This window comes from Streptomyces sp. NPDC093591 (assembly GCF_044764885.1).
Lineage (GTDB): Bacteria > Actinomycetota > Actinomycetes > Streptomycetales > Streptomycetaceae > Streptomyces.
The window spans coordinates 215,092-240,702 of sequence record NZ_JBIWIY010000003.1; the positions used below are offsets into that span (position 1 = coordinate 215,092).

Annotated in this window: 24 protein-coding genes and 1 tRNA gene; 10 read left to right on the forward strand and 15 right to left on the reverse strand. The window is 72.3% G+C overall.

Features of this window, described 5'->3' with window-relative positions:
- Positions 1 to 5: 5 nt before the first annotated feature.
- The 3 genes from ehuD to ehuB are packed head-to-tail and all read right to left on the reverse strand — an operon-like array spanning position 6 to position 2,301.
- Positions 6 to 656 (reverse strand): ectoine/hydroxyectoine ABC transporter permease subunit EhuD, encoded by a 651-nt coding sequence (ehuD, locus tag ACIREI_RS07625; RefSeq protein ID WP_403328518.1) that lies wholly within the window; start codon positions 654 to 656, stop codon positions 6 to 8.
- Positions 653 to 1,375 carry an ectoine/hydroxyectoine ABC transporter permease subunit EhuC gene (ehuC, locus tag ACIREI_RS07630; protein ID WP_403328520.1) on the reverse strand — a complete coding sequence of 241 codons (723 nt, stop codon included), beginning with the start codon at positions 1,373 to 1,375 and terminating at the stop codon, positions 653 to 655. Before ehuC ends, ehuD begins: the two co-directional genes overlap by 4 nt.
- Positions 1,372 to 2,301: an ectoine/hydroxyectoine ABC transporter substrate-binding protein EhuB gene (gene ehuB / locus ACIREI_RS07635; RefSeq protein ID WP_403328523.1), complete on the reverse strand. Its 930-nt coding sequence runs from the start codon at positions 2,299 to 2,301 to the stop codon at positions 1,372 to 1,374. Before ehuB ends, ehuC begins: the two co-directional genes overlap by 4 nt.
- Before the next feature lie 47 nt (positions 2,302 to 2,348).
- Here ehuB and ACIREI_RS07640 point away from each other — a divergent pair, with 47 nt between their 5' ends.
- Positions 2,349 to 2,843: a DUF3830 family protein gene (locus ACIREI_RS07640; protein WP_403328525.1), complete on the forward strand. Its 495-nt coding sequence runs from the start codon at positions 2,349 to 2,351 to the stop codon at positions 2,841 to 2,843.
- Here the strand turns inward: ACIREI_RS07640 and ACIREI_RS07645 are convergent.
- Entirely contained in the window at positions 2,824 to 4,224 is a 1,401-nt protein-coding gene (locus ACIREI_RS07645) for an amidase (RefSeq protein ID WP_403328528.1), read from the reverse strand. The genes ACIREI_RS07640 and ACIREI_RS07645 overlap by 20 nt on opposite strands.
- A 23-nt stretch (positions 4,225 to 4,247) precedes the next feature.
- The gene (locus tag ACIREI_RS07650; protein WP_403328531.1) at positions 4,248 to 5,231 is read right to left on the reverse strand and encodes a D-2-hydroxyacid dehydrogenase; all 984 of its coding nucleotides are present in this window, start codon (positions 5,229 to 5,231) and stop codon (positions 4,248 to 4,250) included.
- A gap of 183 nt (positions 5,232 to 5,414) precedes the next feature.
- Between ACIREI_RS07650 and ACIREI_RS07655 the strand changes: the two genes are divergently transcribed.
- From ACIREI_RS07655 to ACIREI_RS07665, 3 genes are all read left to right on the forward strand, one after another.
- Positions 5,415 to 6,224, forward strand: coding sequence for an aspartate/glutamate racemase family protein (locus tag ACIREI_RS07655; protein ID WP_403329437.1), 810 nt, complete (start codon positions 5,415 to 5,417; stop codon positions 6,222 to 6,224).
- Positions 6,225 to 6,234: 10 nt separating this feature from the next.
- Positions 6,235 to 6,966: a decarboxylase gene (locus tag ACIREI_RS07660; protein ID WP_403328534.1), complete on the forward strand. Its 732-nt coding sequence runs from the start codon at positions 6,235 to 6,237 to the stop codon at positions 6,964 to 6,966.
- Between the two features lie 243 nt (positions 6,967 to 7,209).
- Positions 7,210 to 8,325, forward strand: coding sequence for an LLM class flavin-dependent oxidoreductase (locus tag ACIREI_RS07665; RefSeq protein ID WP_403328537.1), 1,116 nt, complete (start codon positions 7,210 to 7,212; stop codon positions 8,323 to 8,325).
- A 3-nt stretch (positions 8,326 to 8,328) separates the two neighbouring features.
- Here the strand turns inward: ACIREI_RS07665 and ACIREI_RS07670 are convergent, their stop codons facing one another.
- Positions 8,329 to 10,173 (reverse strand): putative bifunctional diguanylate cyclase/phosphodiesterase, encoded by a 1,845-nt coding sequence (locus tag ACIREI_RS07670; protein ID WP_403328540.1) that lies wholly within the window; start codon positions 10,171 to 10,173, stop codon positions 8,329 to 8,331.
- A 345-nt stretch (positions 10,174 to 10,518) separates the two neighbouring features.
- Here ACIREI_RS07670 and ACIREI_RS07675 point away from each other — a divergent pair, with 345 nt between their 5' ends.
- Positions 10,519 to 11,949 (forward strand): M6 family metalloprotease domain-containing protein, encoded by a 1,431-nt coding sequence (locus ACIREI_RS07675; protein ID WP_403328543.1) that lies wholly within the window; start codon positions 10,519 to 10,521, stop codon positions 11,947 to 11,949.
- 241 nt (positions 11,950 to 12,190) lie between these two features.
- Here ACIREI_RS07675 and ACIREI_RS07680 read toward each other — a convergent pair.
- The 7 genes from ACIREI_RS07680 to ACIREI_RS07710 all read right to left on the reverse strand — a co-directional run bounded on the left by ACIREI_RS07680 (position 12,191) and on the right by ACIREI_RS07710 (position 18,770).
- Positions 12,191 to 12,264: transfer RNA gene (locus tag ACIREI_RS07680), tRNA-Lys, on the reverse strand.
- Positions 12,255 to 12,845: a bifunctional DNA primase/polymerase gene (locus tag ACIREI_RS07685; RefSeq protein WP_403328544.1), complete on the reverse strand. Its 591-nt coding sequence runs from the start codon at positions 12,843 to 12,845 to the stop codon at positions 12,255 to 12,257. Before ACIREI_RS07685 ends, ACIREI_RS07680 begins: the two co-directional genes overlap by 10 nt.
- Positions 12,846 to 12,981: 136 nt before the next feature.
- Positions 12,982 to 13,347 (reverse strand): hypothetical protein, encoded by a 366-nt coding sequence (locus tag ACIREI_RS07690; RefSeq protein WP_403328547.1) that lies wholly within the window; start codon positions 13,345 to 13,347, stop codon positions 12,982 to 12,984.
- Positions 13,348 to 13,578: 231 nt separating this feature from the next.
- Positions 13,579 to 14,913, reverse strand: a complete 1,335-nt coding sequence (locus ACIREI_RS07695; RefSeq protein ID WP_403328550.1) for an AAA domain-containing protein — start codon at positions 14,911 to 14,913, stop codon at positions 13,579 to 13,581.
- Positions 14,910 to 16,532 carry a hypothetical protein gene (locus ACIREI_RS07700; RefSeq protein WP_403328553.1) on the reverse strand — a complete coding sequence of 541 codons (1,623 nt, stop codon included), beginning with the start codon at positions 16,530 to 16,532 and terminating at the stop codon, positions 14,910 to 14,912. Before ACIREI_RS07700 ends, ACIREI_RS07695 begins: the two co-directional genes overlap by 4 nt.
- Positions 16,523 to 17,842, reverse strand: coding sequence for a hypothetical protein (locus tag ACIREI_RS07705; protein ID WP_403328556.1), 1,320 nt, complete (start codon positions 17,840 to 17,842; stop codon positions 16,523 to 16,525). Before ACIREI_RS07705 ends, ACIREI_RS07700 begins: the two co-directional genes overlap by 10 nt.
- Complete coding sequence (locus ACIREI_RS07710) at positions 17,793 to 18,770, reverse strand: phosphatase PAP2 family protein (protein ID WP_403328559.1); 978 nt, start codon at positions 18,768 to 18,770, stop codon at positions 17,793 to 17,795. The genes ACIREI_RS07705 and ACIREI_RS07710 overlap by 50 nt, the downstream gene beginning before the upstream one ends.
- 186 nt (positions 18,771 to 18,956) lie before the next feature.
- Between ACIREI_RS07710 and ACIREI_RS07715 the strand changes: the two genes are divergently transcribed.
- Entirely contained in the window at positions 18,957 to 19,553 is a 597-nt protein-coding gene (locus tag ACIREI_RS07715; RefSeq protein WP_403328562.1) for a histidine phosphatase family protein, read from the forward strand.
- Between the two features lie 31 nt (positions 19,554 to 19,584).
- Here the strand turns inward: ACIREI_RS07715 and ACIREI_RS07720 are convergent, their stop codons facing one another.
- Complete coding sequence (locus ACIREI_RS07720; protein ID WP_403328565.1) at positions 19,585 to 21,066, reverse strand: hypothetical protein; 1,482 nt, start codon at positions 21,064 to 21,066, stop codon at positions 19,585 to 19,587.
- A gap of 266 nt (positions 21,067 to 21,332) precedes the next feature.
- Here ACIREI_RS07720 and ACIREI_RS07725 point away from each other — a divergent pair, with 266 nt between their 5' ends.
- Positions 21,333 to 21,770 (forward strand): hypothetical protein, encoded by a 438-nt coding sequence (locus ACIREI_RS07725; RefSeq protein ID WP_403328568.1) that lies wholly within the window; start codon positions 21,333 to 21,335, stop codon positions 21,768 to 21,770.
- Positions 21,771 to 21,826: 56 nt separating this feature from the next.
- A complete protein-coding gene (locus tag ACIREI_RS07730; RefSeq protein WP_403328570.1) occupies positions 21,827 to 22,696 on the forward strand; it encodes a spermidine synthase in 870 nt (289 codons plus the stop codon).
- Between the two features lie 27 nt (positions 22,697 to 22,723).
- Here the strand turns inward: ACIREI_RS07730 and ACIREI_RS07735 are convergent, their stop codons facing one another.
- Complete coding sequence (locus ACIREI_RS07735) at positions 22,724 to 23,254, reverse strand: hypothetical protein (protein ID WP_403328573.1); 531 nt, start codon at positions 23,252 to 23,254, stop codon at positions 22,724 to 22,726.
- 167 nt (positions 23,255 to 23,421) lie between these two features.
- Here ACIREI_RS07735 and ACIREI_RS07740 point away from each other — a divergent pair, with 167 nt between their 5' ends.
- The gene (locus ACIREI_RS07740) at positions 23,422 to 24,126 is read left to right on the forward strand and encodes a response regulator transcription factor (RefSeq protein WP_403328576.1); all 705 of its coding nucleotides are present in this window, start codon (positions 23,422 to 23,424) and stop codon (positions 24,124 to 24,126) included.
- Entirely contained in the window at positions 24,123 to 25,523 is a 1,401-nt protein-coding gene (locus ACIREI_RS07745) for an ATP-binding protein (protein ID WP_403328579.1), read from the forward strand. The genes ACIREI_RS07740 and ACIREI_RS07745 overlap by 4 nt, the downstream gene beginning before the upstream one ends.
- The last annotated feature ends 88 nt before the right edge of the window (positions 25,524 to 25,611 follow it).

Genomic DNA, 25,611 nt, shown 5'->3' on the forward strand with positions numbered 1-25,611 from the left:
GCGTGTCAGCGGACAAGGCGTCGCTCCAGGGCTCGTACGAGAAGGGAGGCCGGGTAGGCGATGAAGATGAAGGCCACCCCGATGACCGTCAGGGGCTCGGTGAACTGGAAGTTCTCCTGCGCGAACAGACGCGCCTGGCCGAGCATCTCCATGACCGTGATCGTCATCAGGATCGGGGTGTCCTTGAGCATCGCGATGACGTAGTTGCCGAGTGCCGGGACGACCCGGCGGATCGCCTGCGGCAGGATCACCACGGTCCAGGTGCGCCGCACCGGCAGGTTCAGCGCGGTCGCCGCCTCCCACTGGCCGGCGGGGACGGCCTCGATGCCGGCCCGGTAGACCTGCATCGTGTACGTCGAGTAGTGCAGCCCGATCGCGCAGATGCCCGTGGTCAGCGCCGACCACGTCAGGCCCCACTCGGGCAGCACGTAGAAGAAGAAGAAAAGCTGCACCAGCAGTGGCGTGTTGCGGATGAACTCCGTGACCACCCCGACCGGCCAGCGCACCCAGCGGGTCGGCGTGCGCATCAGCAGCGCCCACACCAGACCCAGCGCGAACGAGATCAGCGAGCCGAGGGCCAGGATCTGCAGCGTGAGCAGCAGTCCGTCCCAGAACTTCGGCATGAAGTCGGCGACAGCGCCCCAGTCCCACGTCATCCGAGAGCACCTCCCGCGCCCACGCCGGTCGTCTCAGGACGGCGCAGCTCCTGCTCGGGCGTGCGCCCGACCGGCTTGCCCAGCCCTGCCTTGAGCTTGCGTTCCAGTCCGCGCATACCCCGCGTGAGCAGGAAGGCGATGACGAAGTAGATCAGCAGGATGTACGTGTAGATCTCCGCGCTCTCCTGCAGCGCGAGCCGCACCAGGTTGGCGCTGAAGGCGAGGTCGCCCATGCCCATGACGGACACCAGCGCGGTGCCCTTGAGCAGCTCGATCAGCAGGTTGGAGAACGGCGGGATCATCTCCGGCACCGCCTGCGGCAGCAGGACCAGCCGCATCCGCTGCCAGGGCGTGAAGCTGAGCGCGATCCCGCCCTCCTTCTGCGCCGGGTCGACCGAGTTCAGCGCGCCGCGCACGATCTCGGCGCCGTACGCCCCGTAGGTCAGTCCGAGCGCGAGGGTGCCGGCCCACAGCGGGACCAGCTGCCAGCCGAACGCGACCGGCAGCACGAAGAACACCCAGAAGATCATGATCAGGGCGGAGGTCCCGCGGAACACCTCGGTGTAGAAGCCCGCGAGGAAGCGGACGATCCACAGCCGGTGCGTGCGGGCCATGCCGACCCCGAAGGCGACCACCGCGGCCACCAGCGCGCTGAGCACCAGCAGCTGGACGGTGACCCAGATGCCTTGAAGTACGAGTTCCCAGAGTCCCGAGGTCATCCGCCCGTCCCCCCTCCGCACAGCTCCTTCGCGGTGAGGTCGGTCATCTCGGCCTTGGTGAAGCCGAAGGGCCGAAGGATGCGGAACAACTCGCCGCTCTTCTTGAGCTTGTGCAGCTCGACGTTGAAGGCGTCCCGCAGCGTGGTCTCGGTCGGCCGGAAGGCGAAGGCGCCGCCGTCGACGTGCGGTTTGCCGTCGACAAGGGGTGCGAAGGCCTTGGTGGCCTCCGCCTTGGCCGACTTCTTGACGACCTCACGGGCGGTCAGCGCCGTACCGGCGAAGACGTCCACGCGCCCCGCCTCGACGGCGTTCAGCCCCGCGACCTGGTCCGGGACGATGAGGATGTCGCTCTCCTTGTACCCCGCCTCGACGGCGTACTGGATCTCGGCATAGCCGGTCCCGGTGGCGAACTTGGCCTTCTTCTCGACGACGTCCTTGTAGTCGTGCAGGCCCTTCGGATTGCCCTTGCGGACGATGAAGGCATCGAGCATCTGATAGTCGGGGTCGGAGAAGATGACCTGCTCACAGCGCTCGGGATTGACGTACATCCCGGCGGCGACGACGTCGAACTGCTGCGAGTTCAGCCCGGGTATCAGCGACCCGAACTCGGTGGGCACCGGCTGCACCCGGTCCACGCCGAGCCGTTTGAAGATGACCTTCGCCAGCTCCGGCGCCTCACCGGTGAGTTCACCGTTCTTGTCGATGTACCCGAAGGGAATCTCGCCCGCGATCCCGAGCCGTACCACGCCGGCGGCGCGCAGCCGGTCGAGCAGCTCGCCACCCTTCTTCGTGGAGGCCGTGGCCACGCGTGAGCAGCCTGCCGCGCCCAGCGCGCCGAGCGCCGCCACCCCCGCGAGCAGCGACCGGCGTGTGGTCCCGGATCTGTGTCCGACATGTGTTTCGACATGTTCCAGTGGTGGAGCCATGGCGGCGCGGCTACCCGAGACCATGCGATGTATGCACCCTGGAATGCATGACTGAACGGTTCATCGAGGTGTCGCTGGTCAAGCGGGGCATCCACTGCACGGCCAAACTCCTGGACGACCGCGCCCCGCTCACCTGCGCGGCCGTCTGGGACGCCCTGCCCCTGACCAGCGACGTCTACCACGCCAAGTACGCCCGCAACGAGATCTACGCCCTCTTCCCGCCCTTCGCGGAAACGGAGCCGCCCCTGGAGAACCCGACCGTCACCCCCATCCCCGGCGATCTTTGCTACTTCGCCTTCGCGGGCACGGAACTGGGCACCAAGTCCTACGGCTACGACCGTGAGGTCCGCCCCGGCACGACGCTGGTCGACCTGGCCCTGTTCTACGAGCGCAACAACCTGCTCCTGAACGGCGACGTGGGCTGGGTGCCCGGCATCGTCTGGGGCCAGGTCGTTCAGGGCCTGGAGGAGATGGCCCAGGGCTGCAACGACCTGTGGCGGTCCGGGGCGCTGGGGGAGTCCCTCAGCTTCCGGAGGGTGTGAGCCCGGCGATTTCGGCCTCGTAGAGCGCGTGCGCCGCCCGCAGCACCAGATCGTCCCGGTGCCGGGCGGCCACGAGTTGGAGGCCGATCGGCAGACCGTCCCCGTCCGTGCCGACGGGGACGGTGGCCGCCGGCTGCTGGGTCAGGTTGAAGGGGTAGGTGAACGGCGTCCAGCCCGTCCACCTGCGATGCCCCGAGCCCTTGGGGACCTCGGCGCCCGCCTCGAAGGCCGTGAGGGGGAGGGTCGGCGTGACGAGCAGGTCGTACGTGTCGTGGAAACGGCCCATACGGCGGCCGAGCTCCATGCGGACGTCCACCGCCGCCAGATAGTCGAGCGCGCTGAGACGGGCGCCGACGTCGCAGATCTCCCGCAGCCCGGGGTCGAGCAACTCCCGCTGGTGCGGCCCCAGATGCTGGGTGACCCGGGCCGCCCCGGTGAACCACAGGGCGTGGAAGGCGTCCACCGGGTCGGTGAAGTCGGGGTCGGTCTCCTCGACGTACGCGCCGAGACCCGCCAGCCGCTCCACCGCCCGCCGCACCGCCGCCGCGACCGCCGGACGCACCGCCACCTGGCCGCCGAGGGACGGGGAGTAGGCGACGCGCAGTCCGTGCACGCCGCCGGTCAGGCCCGTCACGAAGGAACCGGGCGCCGCGGGGAGCGCCGACCAGTCGCGGGAGTCGGGGCTGCCGATGACGTCCAGGAGCAGGGCCGCGTCGGCCGCGTCGCGGGTCATCGGGCCGACGTGCGCCAGGGTGCCGAAGGCGCTCGCCGGGTACAGGGGGACGCGGCCGTACGTCGGTTTCAGGCCGAAGATGCCGCAGAACGCCGCCGGGATGCGGACACTGCCGCCGCCGTCCGTGCCGAGCGCGAGCGGCCCCGCGCCGAGCGCCACCGCGGCCCCCGCGCCGCCGCTGGAGCCGCCCGCGGTGCGGGCCGGGTCGTACGGGTTGCGGGTGACGCCGGACAGGGGCGAGTCGGTGACGCCCTTCCAGCCGAACTCGGGGGTGGTCGTCTTGCCGAGGAAGACGGCGCCGTGCGCGCGCAGCCGGGCCACCGAGGGGGCGTCCTCGTCCCAACTGCCCTTCTCCGCAATGGTTTTCGAGCCCTTCCGGGTCGGGCCGCCGCGCATCAGCAGGATGTCCTTCACCGTGACCGGAACGCCGTCGAGCAGGCCGGCCGGTTCGCCGCGCCGCCAGCGCCCGGCCGACTCGCCGGCCTGCGCGAGGGCCTCGTCGGCGGTGAGGCGGACGAAGGCGTTGACCTCCGGCTGGATCCGCTCGGCCCGCTCCAGGGTCGCGCGGGTGGCGTCGACGGGGCTGAACTCTCCTTTGCGGTAGCCGTCGAGGAGTTGTACGGCGGTCAGTTCGGTGAGATCCGTCATGCGTCGGCCTCCAGCCGTAGACGTCAGCGTCCCGGTACGTACCCGCGCTGCTTGTCGACCACGTTCAGCAGCGGCCTGCCCGCCTCCCATCGCTCGTACAACTCCACGAACTGACGGCCCAGTTCATCCCGCCAGCCGATCGTGTCCCCGCTCATGTGCGGCGAGACGATCAGGCCCGGCGCCTCCCACAACGGGCTGTCGGCGGTGAGGGGTTCGTGCTCGAAGACATCCAGTGCCGCCCCCGCGATCCAGCGCTTGGCGAGGGCCTCGGCCAGCGCCTCCTCGACGACAAGCTGCCCGCGCCCGACGTTGATGAACCGGGCGGACGGTTGCATGACACCGAAGCGGCGCGCGTCGAACATGCCGTACGTCTGCTCGGTCAGCGGCGCGGCCGCGATCACCCAGTCCGCGCGGGCGATCAGCCGGTCGAGGTCGTCGGGACCGTGGATACCGGTACGCGGGGCCCGGCCCACCAGCGCCGTGGTGATGTCCAGTGCCTTGAGCGTGCGGACGATCGCCCGCCCGATGGGCCCGGACCCGACCACGCACGCGCGCGTGCCCGCGACCCGCTGCCCCTCGCGGTGCCGCCACTCCCGGGAGCGCTGCAGCTCCAGCGTCCGCGGCAGATCCTTGGCCATCGCCAGCACCAGGGCGGCGACGTACTCGGCGATCGGCTGGTCGAAGACCCCGCGCGCGTTCGTCACCACCGTGTCCGACGCGGTGAGCTCCGGGCACATCAGATGGTCCACACCCGCGCTCGCCGTGTGCACCCAGCGCGGCCGGGGGCCCTCGCCGGGCCAGGCGTGGCGCACGGCGTGCGAGGTGAAGTCCCAGACCAGCAGGACATCGGCGTGCGGCAGGCGCTCGGCGAGGGTCGACTCGTCCGCGTGCTCGACGCGGGCGCGACCGGTGAGGCGGCCGAGGCGGGGGAGGGGGTCGGCGTCCAGGACCAGGAGGGTGGGCGGGGCGTCGGAGGCGGGCGGCGGACCGGGGGTGGCAGCGGTCATACGGGGTCGTCTCTCCGGGGGGTGCGGGGGGTCGTCTGTCGGGGTTTTACTGGAAGGGATGGCCGTCTGACATGCGAGGTTTGACCACGCTCGCACCCGAACCTACCTTCGTCAACACGGGCGTACGTACGGTCCGTTGCTCACCTGTTTCTCGTAGTGAGGACGGTGCCAGCCATGAGCGCCATGGACATCTCCTTCCTCGGCGGCCCCCGCCCGCAGCGCGGCGTCGGAGTCATCGCCCCCTTCGACTTCGCGCTCGACCGCGAACTGTGGCGCTGGGTGCCGGACGAGGTCTCACTGCATCTGACCCGGACGCCGTTCGTCCCGGTCGAGGTCAGCCTGGACCTCGCCCGGCTGGTCAGCGAACACGAGACGCTCGGCGACGGCGTGCGCACCCTGACCGCGGTGGCGCCCGAGGTCGTCGCCTACGCCTGCACCTCCGGCAGCTTCGTCGGCGGCATCGCGGGCGAACGGGCGATGTGCGAGGCGATGACACGGGCGGGCGCGGTACCCGCGGTCACCACGTCCGGGGCGCTCCTGGAGGCGCTGGCCGAGCTCGGCGTACGGCGGGTGGCCCTCGTGACGCCGTACACCGTGTCGGTGACGCGGGCCCTCGAGGAGTACGTGGCGGAGGCGGGGACCGTCGTCACGGGATGCGCGTTCATGGGGCTGACACGGCACATCTGGAAGGTGCCGTACCGCGATGTGGCGGACATGGCGCGCCAGGCCGTACGCCGCCGGGCCGACGCCCTGTTCATCAGCTGCACCAACCTCCCGACCTACGACGTCATCCCCCAGCTGGAGGCGGAACTGCGCATCCCGGTTCTCTCGGCCAACCAGGTGACGATGTGGGCTGCGCTGCGCAGGCTGGGTACTCGCGCCGTGGGGCCTTATCAGGCGCTGATCGATCCGGCGGCGCGGATCGACCCGGCGAGCCCGAGCGGGCCCGTGCTTCCGGACGTGCCGGACGTTCCCGAGCAGGAACAGCAGTAGAAGGGCTGACATGACCGCACTCGGATTTCTGTACCCGGGCCACTCCGCCGAGGACGACTATCCACGCATCGAGCAGCTGCTCGCCAGCGACATCCGGCTCGACCTCATCCACACCGACATCGGCGAGGACGCACACCGGGTGGACGCACTGCGCCGGATGGGCGCCGCCGAGCGCCTCGCCGAGGGCGTGGAGGCACTGCGGCTGACGGGCGCCGAGGCGGTGGTGTGGGCGTGCACGTCCGGCAGCTTCGTCTACGGCTGGGAGGGCGCCCACGAGCAGGTACGCGCCCTCGCCCGTACGGCCGGGATGCCGGCGTCGTCGACGTCCTTCGCCTTCGTGCACGCGGTGCGGGAGCTCGGGGTACGGCGGGTGGCGGTCGGGGCGACGTACCCGGACGACGTGGCGGACCTCTTCGCGGACTTCCTGCGTGCCGCGGGCGTGGAGGTGTTGGCGGTCCGCGGTTCCGGGATCATCACGGCGGCGGAGGTCGGGACCTGGGGCGACGCGGAGCTGTTCGCCCTGGCGGAGGCGGCGGACCACCCCGACGCCGAGGCCATCCTCCTCCCGGACACGGCCCTGCACACGGCGTCCCACCTCACGGCCCTGGAACAGCACCTCGCCAAGCCGGTCCTCACCGCCAACCAGGTCACGGTCTGGGAGGCACTGCGGCTGACGGATCGCCGGGTGAACGCGCCAGAGCTGGGATCACTGTTCACGAAGGAGCCGATCGTGCAGGTGTAGGGCCTTTTCGCCCCCCGCCGCCCCTACCCGTCCCATCCCCAGGGGCGCTGCCCCTTCGACCCCGCTCCCAGGGGGCTCCGCCCCCTGGACCCCCGCTCCTCAAACGCCGGAGGGGCTGAATTTCAGCCCGTCCGGGGGACGGGACGGGTAGGGGCGGCGGGGGCGAGGGAATAACCGGAGCCCCCCTCCTGTTAACGCCGAACGCACAGGGCACACCGCACGGCGAAACCGCAGGAGGCACACGTGGCGCCAGACGAAACCCAGACATCCCACACGGACGAGATCAGGGGCACCACCCACGGCACCGCCCCCGTCCCCCTCTCCGTCCTGGACCTGGTCACAGTCAGCTCCGGCCACACCGCCACCGACGCCCTCCGCACCAGCGTCGCCCTCTCCCGCCTCGCGGAGTCCCGCGGCTTCCACCGCTACTGGGTCGCCGAGCACCACTCCATGCCGGGCGTGGCCTCCTCGTCCCCCGCCGTGATCCTCGCCCACCTGGCCGCCCACACCACCCGCATCCGCCTCGGCTCAGGCGGCGTGATGCTCCCCAACCACGCCCCCCTCGTCATCGCGGAGCAGTTCGGCACCCTGGAGGCCATGGCCCCCGGCCGCATCGACCTGGGCCTCGGCCGCGCCCCCGGCACGGACGGCGGCACGGCAGCGGCCCTGCGCCGCACGGACCACCTCAACGACGGCGCGGACGACTTCCCCGAGCAACTCGCCGAGCTGACCCGCTTCCTCGACGACGACTTCCCCGACGGCCACCCCTACCGCCGTATCCACGCCGTCCCCGGCCCGGTCCAGGCGACGTCACCCGGCGGCGTCCAGTCCCCGCACCGCCCGCCGATCTGGCTGCTCGGCTCCTCCGGCTTCAGCGCCCGCCTCGCCGCCGTCCTCGGCCTGCCCTTCGCCTTCGCGCACCACTTCTCGGCACGGAACACCGTCCCGGCCCTGGACCTGTACCGCGAGTCGTTCCAGCCGTCCGCCGTCCTCGACGAGCCCTACGCCCTCATCGGCGTCTCCGCCCTCGCCACCGACGACGAGAAGGAGGCCCGCCGCCAGATCAGGGCCGCCGCGCTGAGCATGATCCGCCTGCGCACCGGCCGCCCCGGCCTCATCCCCACCCCCGAGGAGGCCGAGGCCTACGAGTTCACCCCGCTGGAGCGCGAGTTCGCCGACTCCTGGAACGCCAACGTCGTCCACGGCACCCCCGACGAGGTCCGCGCCGGCCTCGACGACCTCCAAAAGCGCACCGGCGCCGACGAGTTGATGATCACGAGCAACGCACCCGGCCTGGACATACGCCTGCGCTCGTACGAACTCCTCGCGGACGCCTACGGGTTGCCCACGGCCCTCTGAGCCTCACACCCGCACACCCAGCAACTCGGAGATACGATCCGGCGGCACCGGCCGTGAGTACAGCCACCCCTGGCCGGTGTCACACCCGATCCTCCGCAGCCGCGACGCCTGTGCCAGCGTCTCCACGCACTCCGCGGTGACCGTCAGCCCCAGCCGGTGGGCGAGCTGGATCATCGCCTCGACCACGACCTCGTCGGCGGGGTTCGGCGGCACGGCGGGGGCGGTGGCGGTGCTGTTGTCGCTCTCGTACTGGAAGCCCCGTACGAAGGAACCGTCCAGCTTCAGGACCGAGACCGGCAGCCGGCTGAGGTAGGCCAGGTTCGAGTAGCCCGTGCCGAAGTCGTCGATCGCGATGCGTACGCCCATCTCGCTGAGCGCCTGGAGGGCCTGGAGCGGCCTTCCCGCCGAGCCCATCACCGCCGATTCCGTGAGCTCCAACTGCAGCAGATGCGGGGCCAGTTCCGTCTCCTCGAGGATCCGCGCCACGTCGGCGACCAGGTCGGAGTCCCAGACCTGGCGTACGGCCACGTTCACGCTCACGAAGATCGGCGGCTCGTCGGGGTGCGCGACCTGCCAGGCGCGCGCCTGGCGGCAGGCGGTCGCCAGGATCCAGCGGCCGAGCGGCACGATCGAGCCGTCCTCCTCGGCCAGTCCGATGAACCGATTCGGCGCCAGTACGCCGAACTGAGGATGATTCCAGCGGATGAGCGCCTCGACGCCGCGCAGCAGCCCGTCCTCCATGCTCACCAACGGCTGGTACTCCAGCGCGAATTCACCGCGGTCGATGGCCGGACGCAGGGTGGAGGCGAGGGCCTGGCGGGTCATGCGGTGGGCGTTGCGTTCGGGGTCGAAGAGCGTCCAGCGGTCCTTGCCGTCGGCCTTCGCCCAGTACAGCGTCGTGTCGGCGGCCTGCATCAGGGCGGTCGGGGTGGTGCCGGCCGCCTGGCGCTCCACGACGCCGATCGAGGCCGACACCGACAGGCGCCGGCCGGAGAGGTCGAAGGGCGCCCGCAGGGACTCCAGTACGGATTCGGCGAGGTCGGCCAGTTGCTCGGTGCCCGTCGAGTCCTCGACGAGCAGGGCGAACTCGTCACCGCCGAGCCGGGCCACCAGCGGCGGGATCGACCGGGTGTGCCCCGCCTCCTCGGCGCAGTGCGTGAGGCGTTCGGCCACGGCGGCCAGCAGGCTGTCGCCGACGCGGTGGCCGAGGGTGTCGTTGATCGCCTTGAATCCGTCAAGGTCCAGGTAGCACAGGCCGATTCGCCCGGTCGTACCGTTCTCCTCGTACGACTCCGCCTCCAGCGCCGCCGACAGCCGTTCGAAGAACAGGGTGCGGTTGGGCAGCCGGGTCACCGCGTCGTGCATCTGCAAGTGCCGCAGCTTCGCCTGCAGTTCGCGGTGGTCGCTGATGTCGGCGACGGAGAGCAGGACGCCGCCCGGCTCCTCGCCGGGCAGGGGCGCGACCGTGACCTGCACCCACAGGGAGTGCCCGTCCGGGTGCTTCAGGCGGCGTGTGCACCGCAGTTGGGCCTGGCGGCCGCGCAGCACCTCGCGGTAGGCGTGCCAGGCGCGGGCGTCGGAGGTGAGGTCCACCAGATCGGCGGCGACCGAACCGGCCAGCTCCGCGGGTGCCGTACCGAGCAGTTCGGCGAAGGCGGGATTGGCGCCGGTCACCAGACCCTCGCGGTCGACCACGGCCATCGCCAGAGGTGCGGCCGAGAAGGCGGAACAGTAGGGGGGCACCAGAGGCGGCGCTCCGGTACGAAGAGATGTCTGTACGTTACTCTCTGTGACGGCCGGCCGGATGAGGTCTGCCGCAGGCGTCGGCCCTTCGGACGTTCCGCTCACCGCTCGCTCCCGCAGTGCACTCGATCTCGGATGGGTCTCATCGGAATGGCCGGCCGGGGGGCGGTCGGCCGCCAAGCCGTGTCCGTGCAGGAAAGTGTCAGGAAAGTGTGCCGATCATAGAGGCTGGTCCCGGGCCCTTCCAGCCACTGTTCAGTGTTCCCATGTGACCCGACCTTCTGACAGATCGTTTCTGCCCGCACCTGGACGGCTTCTTCGGGCCCCCGACCGATTGTGACGTTCCGTGAGCGATTCGGGGGCGTCCATTCTGGCGACGCCTCGGCCCTCTCACCCATCCGGTGCAGGCAAACAGGGCGTAGTACGACAATCTGACTGAGGCTGGGTGCGGTGTCCCGTGAACCGCTCCCGGAGGTCGACGTGCCGCGTCAGTTCCCCCTGCTCCCCGGCATGGGCCGGCTGTGGGAGTGGCCCCGACTGCGCAGCACCGCCGCACTGTTCACCACGATGTCGGCACTCGCCGCGACGTCCCTGGTCGCCGACCCCTCGATCGCCGAACCGTTCGACACGACACCCTGCGCCCTGGAGCGCACGGAGGCCCATCACTCCGAGGGCCTGGACACCTGGAACGCCGCCTATCCGCGCCCGACCCGCGGACTCGACGCGGTCATGGTGTTCCTGTCCTTCCCCGACTCGGCACCCCGGACGACACCCGCCGAACTGACGGCCGACCACTTCCCGGCCACCACCCGCTTCTTCGAACGCGCCTCCTACGGCAGATTCACCCTGCGCCCGCATCCGCTGCGGCACTGGATCCCGATGCCGAAGCCGTCCACCGCATACGCCATACAGCGTGACTGGCACGTCGACGACCGGGCCGCCTATCTGCGCGACGCGCTCGCCGCCGCGGACCGGAAGGTGGACTTCTCCCGCTACGACGTCGTCTACTTCGTCGCCGACCCGGACGCCCCCGGCGTCGACTCGGACGCCACGAAGGTCGTCAACCTGGACACCCCGCTGCGGGCCGACGGCACGGACATCCGGCGCGTCGTCACGGTGTTCGAGGACCATCCGCCGGACCGGCTGGTCCTCGCGCACGAGACCGGCCACGTCTTCGATCTGCCGGACCTGTACCACCGCCCGGCGGACGGCAAGGGTGACTGGGACACGTATGTCGGCGACTGGGACCTGATGGGCAGCCAGTTCGGGATGGCACCGGACCTGTTCGGCTGGCACAAGTGGAAGCTGGGATGGCTGGAGCCGCGGCAGGTGGTGTGCGTGCGGGGGAGCGGCACCAAAGGCACGCGGCTGACGCTGGAGCCGCTGTCGGTGGGGCCGGGTGCCATGCCCGGGCGCACGGGTGCGGCCGGGGCGCCCTGGCCGCCACGGGCGTTCGATGGCGTCGGAGGGCTCGGCCCGGCCGGTGCGTCCGGCGCGCTCGGCGGGGTCGGTGCGCTCGGGGCCGTGCCGGGCTTCGGGCTGGGCAACGGCGCCAAACTCGCCGTCGTGCGCACCGGACCCGAAAGCGCCCTCGCCTTCGAGGTGCGCGGGCCGATGGGCAACGACGCGCAGGCCTGCCGGCAGGGGGTGCTGGTGTACCGGGTGCGCAGCCAGGCCGACTCCGGGGGCGGGCCGGTCGAGGTGATCGACGCGCACCCGCGCAGCGAGGCCTGCTGGGAGGAATCCGTGTATCCGCCGCTCGCGGACGCGCCGGTCGGGCTCGGGGAGAGCTTCACCGTCCCCGGGGACGGTGTGCGGGTGGAGGTGGAGGGGCGTACGGCCTCGGGGGCGTGGACGGTGAAGATCACGGCGGTCGGATAGCGCCTGCGCCGGGTTCGGGTACCGCTTGCGCCGGAGGGAGGGGTGCGTGCCGGCAGGGCGGTGCGCCGGGGCGAAACGGTACGCCGGGGCGCACGCGAAAAGCCCCTCGCTTCCGCGAGGGAATCTCACCGTCTGCGGCTTCGCCGCCGGCCCCGGGACCCCCAGCCGCCCCTGCTTGGACCAGGAGAGCCCATCTCAAATGCGAAAGCCCCTCGCTTTCGCGAGGAGCTTTCACTGTCTGTGCGCCGCCAGGGACTCGAACCCCGGACCCGCTGATTAAGAGTCAGCTGCTCTAACCAACTGAGCTAGCGGCGCCTGCTGACGTCGTAGACATTAGCACCCTGGTCGGCGTGGGGAAAAATCGATATCCGAACGGCCGCGCGGGCCGCCCGCACGGCCGCCCAGAGCAGGACCTCGGGGCCCGGTAACCAGGGATTACGGGTGTCGGGGGCGACCAGCCAGCGGGAGCCGGAGCGGTCGTCCGCGTCGGACCCGGCCGGGACGGTCACCGCGTCTCCCGTGCCGTGGCACAGCAGCGGCGGGACGTCGCCCGCACGGCCGAACTCCTCCCACCGCAGCAGCGACGGCAGCCGCTGGGCGGTGCCGGGCGCGGCGAACAGCAGCATCCGGCCCCGGAACATCGCCACCGGTCCCGAGCCGGGCCCCTCCTCCCACAGCTGGTCGACCATGCGGCGCCCGAAGACCGCGGGCGCGCTCACGATGTCGAACACGGAACCGCAGGCCAGGACCACGGGGGCCGTCGGCCGCTCGTCCCAGAGCGCCCGGATGCTGCGCGGATACGGTTCCGCGGAGGCGAGCCAGGCGGCGCCGTCCGTGGTGAGGGAGGCGGCGGTGAGGGGGGCGGGAGAGGGCGGGGCGTTGCGTGTGCTGCTCATGGCAGATACATCTACCGAACGTGAGCGCGCGGTTCCTGAGAGTTCTCGGAAAACGGGACAGGGCGGGGTGGCAGGGCGTATCTTGCCCGCCTGGCATATGCCCTTGGGGCACCCGCGCCAGTCCGCCCGGCTCCGGTCACACCGGGTCGACGTGCCCGGGCCCCTCGACCCCCCGCATGAGATCCCTGCCGAACTCGACCATCTTCTTGGCGTAGTCCTCGGTCCATTCGGCCCGCGCGGCGATGTCGGCGGGCGTCAGCCGGTCGAACCGCCGGGGGTCCGCCAGCTGGGCCGCCGCGATGGCCTGGAACTCCACCGCACGGTCCGTCGCCGCCCGGAACGCCTGCGTCAGCTCGGTCGCCCGCGCCAGCAGCGCCCGCGGGTCGTCGATCGACTCCAGGTCGAAGAAGTGCTCCGGGTCGGCGGCCACCTCCGCGGGCTCGAAGAGCAGGGGCGCGGGGCGTAGCCGCGGTTCGTTCCGACGCGGCGTGGGCTCCGCCATGTTTTCTCCTTCTCCCGCATCACCGATCTGGTACGTCACCGATCTCATTGCTCCCCGGCGACCAACCCCCGCAACCCGGCACCCCCCGGTGAACCGGTCCACACTCCATTGTCCCGCGCCCGCGCAAGTGGGCGCCGTGACAGGTCAGCCGCGCTGCCGCCCCCCGGCCCGGCCGCCTCAGGCGGATGGGGGCGTTGTGGCGCGTGTCGGTCGCTTGCGTGCCGTGTCCGTTCACGACCGCCACGCGACCCGATGTTCCGCAAGCCGCGCCAGCACCGCGTGATTCGCCTCCCATCCGTCAGGAAACTTCACCACCGTCCCCAGCTGCACCGGCTCCGTCGACGGATAGTCGTCCAGCAGCTCGCTCACCCCGGCCCGGCACACCACGATGCACGCGTGGCGGTGGCGGGAGGCGAGGACGCACAGGCGGCCCGTCTCCAGGTGGAAGGCGGTGGCGTCGGGGCGGCCGGAGAGGGGGTGGAGGACGACCGTGACGTCGTACTCGCGGCCCTGGAGGCGATTCGCGGTGTCGACGGTGACGTCCGTCACGCCCAGCTCGGCGAGTGCCGCCCGGACCGCCGCCGCCTGGTCCCGGTGCGCCGTGCCGACCGCGATCCGGTCGGCGGTGAGGGGCGCGGGGTCGGGCGAGCGCTCCGACGTCGCCGCGCCGCCGCGGTCCAGGAGGCGCCGTACGACCGTCGCCACCGCCCGTACCGCCTCGGGGTCCGTGCGCGGCGTGTGCCGGGCGGGCAGCTCCAGCAGGCCCCAGCCCGCCTCGGCCGCCTCGTCGATCACCCGGTCCGGCCCCGAGCCGTCCGACGGAACCGCGAAGGAGAGGTGGCGGTCGCCGTGGTCCGTACCGCTGCGGAACGGCGTGTACGGGTAGAAGGCGTCGGAGACGAGGGGCGCGGCGGACGCGGGGAGCCGCCAGGACACCGGCAGGCGGTGCTGCGGCAGCTCGGGGTTGTGGGCGAGGAGGGTGGTCACGGCGGAGGCCGAGGGGTCGTACGACAGGCCCGCCCACTGCTCGCTGCCGACGATGGAGAAGGGGTCCAGCTGGCCCGGGTCGCCCACGAACAGCGCCCGTTCGAACAACCCGGCCACGGCGAGCAGCGAGTCCGATCGCATCTGGTACGCCTCGTCGACGATCGCGTGCCGCCAGGGCTCGTCGACCTTGACGTGCGCCCACTTGGCCGCCGTGGAGATGACGACCGAGAGGCCGGTCAGGTCGCCCGCCTTAGCCGACTTGCGCACGTTCGGCAGGTCGTCCAGCGCCTTGTCGTACGGGTCGGCGTCGCTGCTGTGCAGCCGGCCCACCGGCAGCTCGGGGTTCTTCTCGGCGAGCCTCAGCACCAGGTCGTCGACCTGGGCGTTGGTCTGCGCGACGACCATCAGCGGGCGTCCGGCGTCGGCGAGTTCGAGGGCCGCGCGGACGACGAGCGTGGACTTGCCGGCACCGGGCGGGGAGTCGACGACGACACCGCGCGCGGTGCCGTGCAGCGTGTCGCTCAGGATCGCGTCGGTGGCCTCGGTCGCCGCGGCACCCGGGTCGAACACGGCGGTCACAGCACATCCTCCTCGGTCAGGGGATCGGCGGCCTCGGACTCCTGCTCCCCGGGTGGCCCGCCGTGCGTCCACGGCGTCTGCTCCGGGTCGGGCAGCTTGGCCCCGCCCCGCTGCTCGTGCTCGAACAGCGTGAAGCAGACCAGGTCGCCCTTCTCCGGCACGGATCCCGCCTCCGGCTCCTTGCCGCGGCCCATCTTGTCGAGCACGCGCAGCACGACCAGCGCCCCGCCGTCCTCGCCGCTGTCGTCGGGGGCCGCCTCGTGGCCGACGAACTCCGCCGACTGCGGTTTCCCGCCCAGCGACCGGAACACCTTGGCCCGCTCGCCCAGATGCGGCCGGTCGTCCGTGCGGACAGTGACCAGCGGGCGCGGGCTCGGCCGCTTGCCCTCGCCGTACGCCATGACGACCTCGGTGACCTCGCCCGCGAACGCCTCCCCGGCCAGCCGCCGCCCCGCCATCACCAGCGGGTCGTCGAGCGCCTCCTGCGCCTCCAGGCGGGCCTGTTCGCGTTCGCGCGCGGCGAGTTTGTTGGCGGCGGTGACCGCGTCGTCGCGGCGCGGCTGCGGGGGCTCACCGGCCAGGACACGGTCGCGGTGGCCGGTGAAGGACCAGCGGTCGCGGGTCCACCGCTCCTCGACATGCTGCCCGGCCTCGGGCAGGTGGGACCGCAGCAGGTCCAGGCCGCGCCACACCGCGTCCCAGGTGGGCCGGGTCCGGGTCTCGACGAGGGCGCGGATCTCCCGCTCGGCGGCGGTGAGGTCACCGAGCCGGTCGTCGGCCTCCAAGCCGTCCTCGGCGGCGGCGAGGGCGGTACGCGCGCGGTCGTAGCGCTCGATGGCGGGGGCGAGCAGCTTGTTGTCGAACGCCGGGTCGGTTGCGGGACCGGCCGGCGGGCACAGCAACTGGCCCTCGCGGTCGCGTGCGAGTTCAGCCCGCAGGGCCGCCTCGGCGCCCGTCTCGTCCTCCGGCGGGTCGATCCAGGCGAGGAGCGCGCCCAAGTGCTGGTCCTCCAGGGTGGACTGGCCGGTCGCCCAGTGCCGGGACAGTACGTCCGTCATGGCGAGCAGCAGCGAGGAGCCGGGTACGCGGGCCCGCTCGCCGAAGTGGGTCAGCCAGCGGCCGAGCAGCGGCACGCGCGGGGGCGCGGGATAGGGGGCCTCCGGGTCCTGTTCCGCCGTACGCCTGAAGCGCATGGACCGGCCCAGGAGCCGTACGAAGTCGATGCCCGCGCGGCTCGGCACGATCAGCTGCGGGGCGTCCGCGCACAGCTCGACCTCGACCTTGACCCGCTTTCCGGTCTCCGGGTCGGTCTCATTGCGCTCGGCCGCCTCGACGACTTCGGCGTGGGCGTCGATGTACGGCAGGACGACGTCCGCCAGCTCGGACAGGAACGCGAACCTGAGGTCGCGGTCGCGGGGCTGCGGTACGACCAGCAGGTGCGGGGCATTCCGGTCGGTGCCGACCAGCGCGCCGAGTGGGGCACCGGCCTCCCCCGCGGTGGTGAGCGGTACGAATACCAGGGGGCGGTCGGACAGGTGCCGGTGGCGGACGGTGGCGGCGGGCTGGGCGCGGCCGGTGCTGACGGCTTCGAGGCGGGCGAGGGTGGAGATCAGCGACACGGGGCCACCGCCTCCGCGCCGAGGGTTCCCGGCTCATGGCCGGGGGTTTCCGCCGCACGGCCGAGCGCCCCGGCTTCCCGGCCGAGGGCCTCGGCCCGCAGCAGCGCCGCCCGGCGCAGGGCCGCCACCGCCGGGTCGTCCGGGTCGCCGGACTCGCCGCGGGCCGCCGACAACACGTCCTCGACCGTCGTCAGGCCGCCCAGCTCGGCCCGCACCGAGCGGCCCAGCGACGTCACCGCGCCGGACGCGCGGGAGCGGGCGCGGCAGTGGAAGGCCAGCTCGCAGGCGGACAGGCACTCGGGCGCGTAGGTCGCCGGGACCGACTCGACGGCCGCCGTCAGGTCGGCGGTGGGCAGGTCGGGGGAGAAACAGGTGCCGGCGGGGAGGGTGTCGGCGATGTCCTCGATGCGGGTGAGGCGGGCCAGCTGACGGGAGGTCACCGCGCGCTGCTTGCGGACGTCGACGGCCGAGGCGGTGGGGAGGTTCGAGAAGTCCTTGGGGCAGACCAGGAGGACTCGGTGGCGCACGCGCGGAGGCGGGGCACCTTCTGGGGCGCTCCGCCTCCGGGGCGCCTCAGCCGGTGTCGAGGAGACGACCGTGCTCGACCCTTCGGGCCTCCGCGCGCTCGTCTCCTCGACACCGGTGCGCCCCTCCGGCTCCGCGCCGAGCCGGGCGGCGATCTGCTCCAGCGCCAGGACGTACACCGCCGACTGCCGGGCGGCCGCGCCGACTTTGGCGGGGTCCGCCGAACCGTCCAGCATCGGGAAGGACTTGATCTCCACGACCGTCCAGCTGCCGTCCGGGTGCACGACCACCGCGTCCGGCTCCAGGAAGGCGGGCGAGCCGGCGACGTCCAGCGCGAGCATCGGATGGTCGAGCAGGGTCCACTCGCCGCGCGCCTCGGTGGCCTCCCGCAGCGCCAGTGCCGTACGGGCGGTGCGGCCCTCGGGCCCGGTCGCGGTGAGCTCGGGCACGCGCGCGTGGGCGGGCGGCTCGGCCGTGCGGTCCAGTCTCTCGTGCACCAGCCGCAGCAGCTCCGCGCCGCCGTCCGCCTTGACCTTGGCCTCGAAGGCGTTGCCGCGCGTGAAGGCGAACTGCGACTGCCCGAACACCGACGGCGCACCCAGCGCGCTCGCCAGTGCCGCCTTGTTCACCCCGGCGCCGTCCAGGATCGCGCGCCGCTTGCAGCCGGGGTTGGCGGCGAGGGCGGCCAGGGCGCGCGCGTCCAGCGCCTTGGCCGGTACGTCGGGACCGCGCAGCTCAGCGAGCCGGTGCCGGAGCGCCGTCCCCCGCGTCCTGGGGAGAGGCACTCGGCTCGGCTCCGGATCCGAACCGGGACTCGCGCTGCCGTGGAATTCGCTCACCCGCGGAAGTCTGGCATCCGCCACTGACAATTGAGGAAGCCGCGTCACCGGAGCCCACCGGGACAGCCTCGCGGGAGGCCGTGGCGACCGGCGCGGTCTCCACCCCGAACCGCGCCCGGACCCGGTCCGCGGTCCGCATGACGTACGGGGCCATCAGCAGCCCGACGCCCATCACGGCGGCGCCCGCGGCCGCGTCGAGGAAGTAGTGGTTGGCGGTGCCCATCACCACGATCGTGGTGATCAGCGGGTAGGCGACGGCCGCCACCTTCGTCAGGCGCGTCCCGCCGTACCGCCACAGCATCACCCCGCACCACAGCGCCCAGCCGACGTGCAGGCTCGGCATGGCCGCGTACTGGTTCGTCATGCCGCCCATGCCCTTCGGCGCGCTCGCCGCGCCGCCCCACCAGCCGTACGAGCTGTACTGGGCCATCGTGTCCACGAAGCCGTGGCTCGCGGCGAGCAGCCGGGGCGGGCAGGTGGGCAGCAGGGTGAAGCCGATCAGGCCGATGAAGGTCGACGTCATCAGCCAGGTGCGGGCCGCGCGGTAGTGCACGGTGCGGGACCGGAAGATCCAGACCAGGAGCGCGGGGGTGACCAGGTAGTGCAGCGACGCGTACCAGAAGTCGGCCGGGACGCCGAGCCAGGGCTCGCGGGTGAAGAGGCGGTTGAGGGGGTGCTCCGCGTTGAGGTACAGGGCCTTCTCGATGTCCAGGATCGCCAGGCCGTGGTCGACGGCCGTGCTGACATCGCCCCGGGCCAGGAGCCGGCCCGCCGAATAGCAGGCGTAGACCAGCAGTATCAGCGGCAGCTCGGTCCACCAGCGCAGGCGGGTCCGCGGCGTCGCCTCCACGCCAGCTGTCTCGGCGTGTGGCATCCGATCGCCTCCCCCTTCTTGTCGCGGCGCCCGGTGGACCGGTCGAACCACTTTACGGTGTACGCGTGCGCCTCCTTCGGGCGCCCCCGGCCCTCAAGACGCAAAGATCGCCCCCCGGGTTGCCCGCGCACAGCGTGCGCGATGATGGACGGGTTCCGCCTCTCATTTCTTCCGGAAGGTCGCTCCATGGCACCGCGCATCCTGCTGGCCCGGCACGGACAGACGGCATGGTCGCTGGCCGGCAAGCACACGGGCAGGACCGATGTGCCGCTCCTGGAGGAGGGCCGCGGCGGCGCGAAGCTGCTGGGCGAACGCCTGCACCGGGCTCCGTTCGACGGGCTGGCAGGGGTGGAGGTCCGCACCAGCCCCCTGACACGCGCGCGTGAGACGTGCGAACTCGCCGGCTTCGGCGAACGCGCGCGTACCTGGGACACGCTCATGGAGTGGGACTACGGCGCCTACGAGGGCATGACCCCGGCGGACATCCAGGCCGTACGGCCCGGCTGGCTCATCTGGCGCGACGGCGTGCCCGAGGGCGAGAGCCTGGCCGAGGTGACCGCCCGGGCCGACGAGGTGGTGACGTGGGCCCGCGAGGCGGACCGGGACGTGCTGGTGTTCGCGCACGGGCACATACTCCGCTCCATAGGAGCGCGCTGGCTGGGACTGCCGCTGGACTTCGCGGCGCGGATCCGGCTCAACCCGACGTCGCTGTCGGTGCTGGGATGGGCGTACGGGCAGCCGGCGATCGAGAGCTGGAACGACGTGGGGCACTTGGCGGCGTAAGGGCGGCCGGACGCCCGCGGGTTCCCGCCGGCTAGGCCGTGCGCGGCACGCTCGCGTGCCTCTCCAGGAACGCCGACACCCCACTCGCCCGACGGTGCGGCAGCAGCACCCGTGCCGTTCCCGCCAGCATCGTCTGCACCCGCGACGACTGCACCTGGTCCAGCAGGTCCAGCACCCGCATCCCGGCCGCCGCGGCCTCGTCGGGAAGGCCCCCGCGGGCCAGGTCGTCCGCCAGTTCCGCCGTGTACAGCGCGATGTTGCGGGTGAAGTGCGGGTCCTGCAGCTGGGCCGCGCGGCCGGCGTGCCTCGCCGCCCGCCGCCAGTTGCCCAGCGTCGACCAGCACTGCGCCTCCAAGGCCTCCAGCTCGGCCTCCCCGTAGAAGCTCATCCACTCGGGGTCGGCGTCGGAGCGGCCCCGCCCGAAGAAGGCCACCGCGCGCGCGAGGGCCTGTTCGCAGCCGGTCCGGTCGGCGAGCCCCGCCCAGCCGCCCGCCTCACGCAGCGCGAGCAGCGACATCAGACGGGGGGAGCCCAGGGGACGCGCGACACGTTGCGCGGCCTGCGCCGCCCGGACCGCCTCGCGTGGCCGGCCCGCGTCGCGCGCGAGGAACGACGTGTTGCAGAAGGCGTGCGCCTCCAGCGCCGGGTCGCCCGCCATCCGGGCTGTCGCCAATGCCTCCGCGTAGTGCGAGCGCGCGTCGTCGAACCGCCCCGAGTCGTGCGCCAGCCACCCCACCGAGATGGCCAGTTCCCCCGCGCCCGAGTGGAGCCGGTCGCCGGTCGCCTGCCGGGTCGTACCGGCGTCGAGCAGCGCGTAGGCGGCGCGCAGCGGGGCGGCCGCCCGCCGGTAGAGGCCGTCGGCGCCGTGCCGGTCGTCGAGCAGCCGGATGCGGCGTACGGCTTCCTCGAGCGCGTTCGCCTCGTGCCCTCCGGCACGTCTGACGGGACGCGGCGCGGCCGCGGCGTCGAAGGTGAGCCCCAGGGGGCCCAGCGAGGCGGCGGCCACCGTGGCGCCCCCGCCGGTCATGAATGCGCGACGCAGCACGTCGCTCTCCTCGTGGATCTCGTCGTTCTCGTGGTTCTGCTGTGCGCCGTACGGCTCGTACGGGTCCTGCGGGTCTCGTGGGACATACGGCTCGTCGCCTCCCCACGTCTCACTCGTGGCGTGCGCCGGGATCGTGGTGTGCACGAGGGGCGCGTCCTCGTCGGTGCGCGCCCGGCGTCCGCGTACGGACGAGCGGGGCGCGAAGCCGAGGTCGGTGAGCGTGCGGCCGGGGAACATGTGCAGGAACACCCGTTCGTACGCATAGTTGGGACACCGGATCTCACCGGCCTCGACCCGTCCGACATAACGCGCGTCACAGCTGACCCGCTCGCCGATCTCGCGGGCGGCCCGTCGTACCGCCGCGGCGAACTCGGCCGGCGAGCGCTGTCCGCGCAACTGCCGGAACGCGAGATTCGGCCGCGGTGGTCTGGGGTACTGCTGGGACGAGGTCAGCTCTGACGACGCCATGGCCGGGTCCTCCCGTGCGAACCGTCGAACCATGCCGGAACGAGGACGAGTTGAACCGAATATCCGTGTGGTGCCCTTGTCTCCGGCGGGCATGAACGTACCTGCTGTAGCGGACCCGCCACGCTGTGTTTGGCTACAAACCGGATATCTCATACGTGATCTGCCATGAACTGCCATCCTTTGCGGCGGACTTCCGCCGTAGCCGTTGACGTCGCGACGCGTTGAACTCTTCGGACTGCACAAGGGGTTCCGTGGTGGAGGTCGGGATGGAGACCAGCCAGAGCGTCGTTCCTCGTACGCCATCGACGACGGCGGGGCACGCGCCGACAGCAGAGTTCAGCGAGCCGCCGGAGGTGGGCTGCGACGTGGTCACGGTTCCGGCGCGGCAGGGCCTGGAGGCGGTCGACATCCTGCGGCGGGGCGCCTGTGACGGAGTCGGGCCCGTACTGCACGACGACGGCAGCGACACGCTGGGCTTCGTGGTCCCGCCGGGCACGGCGGCCGCCTGGGACGTGCCCGGAAGCACCTGCACGGAGACCGACGGCCGGGGACTCAGCCTGAACCTGAACCCCGAGCCGCCGGTCGAGGGCTCGGACTGGCTCCTGCCGCCCGGAGAAGCGGACCTGGCGACCGATCCCGCGGTGCTGCGGGCGGCGCTGGGCGAGGCGGCACGGCTGATCGAGGCGGCCGACAACTGTCGGTGACGCGTGGCCGCCGAGGCGGGCGGGTGGGAGTGCCCGTACCCCCTGATAATGGCCTCGTGGGAAAGTCCAGGAACCCCCGGCGCTCCGGCGCGGACGTCGCCTCCGTCGTCGAGACCGTCGACGGCGGACTCGCCGAGCTCATACCCGACCGGGACCGGGCGCGGGCCTGGACGCTGCTGATCGACGGCGCCCCGCAGTCGCACGTCGACCTCGACGACCCCTCCTACCTCTCCTTCGAGTACCAGCGCCGCCTCGGCCACGTCATCGACCTCGTCGCCCCGCCCGGCAGACCCGTACAGGCCGTACACCTCGGCGGTGGCGCCCTCACCCTCGCCCGTTACGCCGCCGCCACCCGCCCGCGCTCCACCCAGCAGGTCGTCGAGCGCGACGCGGCCCTCGTCCAACTGGTCCGCCGCGAGCTGCCGTTGGACCGAGGCGCCCGTATCCGGGTGCGGTCCGTCGACGCGCGTGAAGGGCTCGCCAAGGTGCCCGACGGATGGGCCGACCTCGTCATCGCCGACGTCTTCAGCGGCGCCCGCACCCCGGCCCACCTCACCTCGACCGAGTTCCTCGACGAGGTCCGCCGGGCGCTGAAACCCGGCGGCTGGTACGCCGCCAACCTCGCCGACGGGCCGCCGCTGGCGCATCTGCGCGGCCAGATCGCCACCGCCGCCGCCCGGTTCGCCGAGCTGGCACTGGTCGCCGACCCGACCGTGCTGCGCGGCAAGCGCTTCGGCAACGCCGTCCTCCTCGCCGCCGACCTGCCGCTCCCGGTCGCGGAACTGACCCGCCGCGCCGCGTCCGACCCGCACCCCGGCCGGGTCGAACACGGCAGGTCCCTGACCGACTTCACGGGTGGTGCCGTACCGGTCACGGACGCGGCGGCGGTCGCGTCACCGGCGCCGCCGCCCTCGGTTTTCAGGTAGCTCGGCGTTCGGCGTCCTGCGGGTGAGTCAGTAGTTCCCGATCTCCACCCGCGGCGGCCCGTCGTGCCACGTGCAGAACACCGACACCCGGTCCGCGCCCGCGCTGAACTCCACCCGGATCCACGTCTCCGTCTTCCACACCTGCATCGACCAGCCCGCGCCCGGGGTGGCGGAGACGAGGGTCGCGGAGGTCTCGCCGATGTCGAAGACCACACGGCCGCCGTCGGTGTCGTAGCCCTTGACCTGGCCCGACGTGGTGGGGGACGGACCGGTGCTCCTCGTCGGTGCCTTCGAGGGGGACGGTGTGCGGGGGGTCCCGGTCGGCTTCGGTGAGGTGATCGAGGGGCTCGAGGCGCTCTTCGACGGTGTCGGCCGATTCGTCGACGACGCCAGCGGCTTCGACTCCTGGGTCGTCGCGTCGGCCGCCGTGATGGGCAGGGCGCGCGGCCGGTCGTACACCGTGCCCGCCATCACCGTGTGAACACCCCACCACGACAGCGTGACCGCCGCGCCCGTGGCGAGCGACCAAGCCAGTACGTGTACGAGACCTCTGCGCATCGCGGGCCATACTGCCTCACGCGTCCCGGGCGTGTCGCGCGGTTGTGCGCGGGGTGGAGTTGCCCACACGGTGCGGTTGTCCACAGCCGGCGAGCCATCCAGTCTCCAGTCATCCAGTTGTCCACAGGCCCGGACCCGGCTCGCTCGCATGGCGTAGGTTGCGGCGCATGGCAAGTGTGCTCGTGGTCGAGGACGACCAGTTCGTACGCTCGGCGCTCATCCGGCACCTGACCGACGCCGCCCACACGGTGCGCAGCGTCGGCACGGCACTGGAGGCGCTGCGCGAGGTCGCCCATTTCCGTTTCGACGTGGTGATCCTGGACCTCGGACTGCCCGACCTGGACGGCTCCGAGGCCCTGAAGATGCTGCGCGGCATCACGGACGTGCCAGTGATCATCGCCACGGCACGGGACGACGAGGCGGAGATCGTCCGGCTGCTGAACGCCGGGGCGGACGACTATCTGACCAAGCCGTTCTCGGTCGAGCACCTGTCGGCCCGGATGGCCGCCGTCCTGCGCCGGGCCCGCTCGGGCAGCGGGGAGGCCGCCCCCTCCAGCGTGCTGCGCGTCGGCGGCCTGACCGTCGATCCGCTGCGCCGCCAGGCCGAGTTGGACGGCGTGAGCCTGGACCTCACCCGCCGCGAGTTCGACCTGCTCGCCTTCCTGGCCGGGCGGCCCGGAGTCGTCGTACCGCGCAAGGAACTGCTCGCCGAGGTATGGCAGCAGTCGTACGGCGACGACCAGACCATCGACGTCCATCTGTCCTGGCTGCGTCGCAAGCTGGGTGAAACGGCCGCCAACCCGCGCTATCTGCACACCCTGCGGGGCGTCGGCGTGAAGCTGGAACCACCCGTCGGGGAGCCGCCGCGATGAGGTGGGCACTCGTCAAGGTCTGTCTGGCGGTCACCACCATGGTCGTGGTCGCCTTCGCCGTCCCGCTCGGACTCGTCATCCGGGAGATGGCCCGCGACCGCGCCTTCTCCAACGCCGAGCGGGAGGCCGCGGCCGTCGCCCCGGCGCTGTCCATCACCACCGACCGGGACCAGTTGGAGCGGGTCGTCGCCTCGGCCGGCTCGGACGCGGGCATGGCCGTGCACATACCGGCGTCCGGCGACACGGCCGCCGTCGACCTCGGCCGCCGGCGCGCCGCCGCCGACGACATCGCGACGGTACGGCGGCTGGGGCGTGCCTCGACCAGCGAGGTGCCCGGCGGGTCCACCCTGCTCCAGCCGGTCGCGCTGAGCTCCGGTGAGATCGCCGTCGTCGAGGTGTACGTCCCCGACTCCGCGGTCACCAACGGCCTCACCACGGCCTGGGCGGTGCTCGCCGGGGTCGGCCTCGCGCTGGTCGTCGGGTCGGTCGCGGTCGCCGACCGGCTGGGCGTGCGGATGGTGCGGCCCGCGCAGCGCCTGGTCGAGGGCGCGCACGAGCTGGGGGAGGGCAAGCTGGGCGCCCGGGTCCCCGAGGAGGGGCCCGACGAACTGCGGCTGGCGGCGGTGGCGTTCAACTCGATGGCCGACCAGGTCGTACAACTCCTCGCGAACGAGCGTGAGTTGGCGGCCGACCTGTCCCATCGCCTCCGTACGCCCCTGACCGTGCTGCGGCTGAACGCGGCCTCGCTCGGGGACGGTCCGGCCGCCGAGCAGACCCGGACCGCCGTTGCCCAGCTGGAGCGTGAGGTCGACACGATCATCCGTACGGCCCGGGATGCCAAGCCGCAGACGGTGGCGGCCGGTCCCGGCGCCGGGTGCGACGCGGCCGAGGTGGTGCGCGAGCGCATGGCGTTCTGGTCGGCGCTGGCGGAGGACGAGGACCGCAAGGTACGGGTGGCCGGCGTGGACCGGCCGGTGCGCATACCCGTGGCCCGGGCGGATCTGGCGGCCGCGCTGGACGCCCTGCTCGGCAACGTCTTCCGGCACACGCCTGAGGGCACGGCCTTCGCGGTCGACGTGCACAACGGCGAGGACGCGGTGATCGTGCTCGTCTCGGACGCGGGGCCCGGCATATCCGACCCCGAGGCGGCGATGGCGCGCGGGCGGGGTTCGGGCAGCGCCGGCTCGACCGGCCTCGGGCTGGACATCGTGCGGCGGCTCGCGGAGTCGACGGGCGGTGACGTGCGAATCGGGTCGTCGGTGCTCGGCGGGACGGAGGTGCGGATCTGGATCCAGCTGGGCGGGGCACCTGTGCGAAGGGGGCATCGCGGGACGGTACGAAGACGCCGGCCCGGCAGATTGGTCTCTGCCTTTAACCGTCCCCGATCCCTTCCTTAAGCGCACCCTAAGGTCCTCAATCACCGTCCGGATCAGGCACTTTGCCCGATTCCGGATCGCTAGCGTGCTGCCGCACCCCACCCCCGGG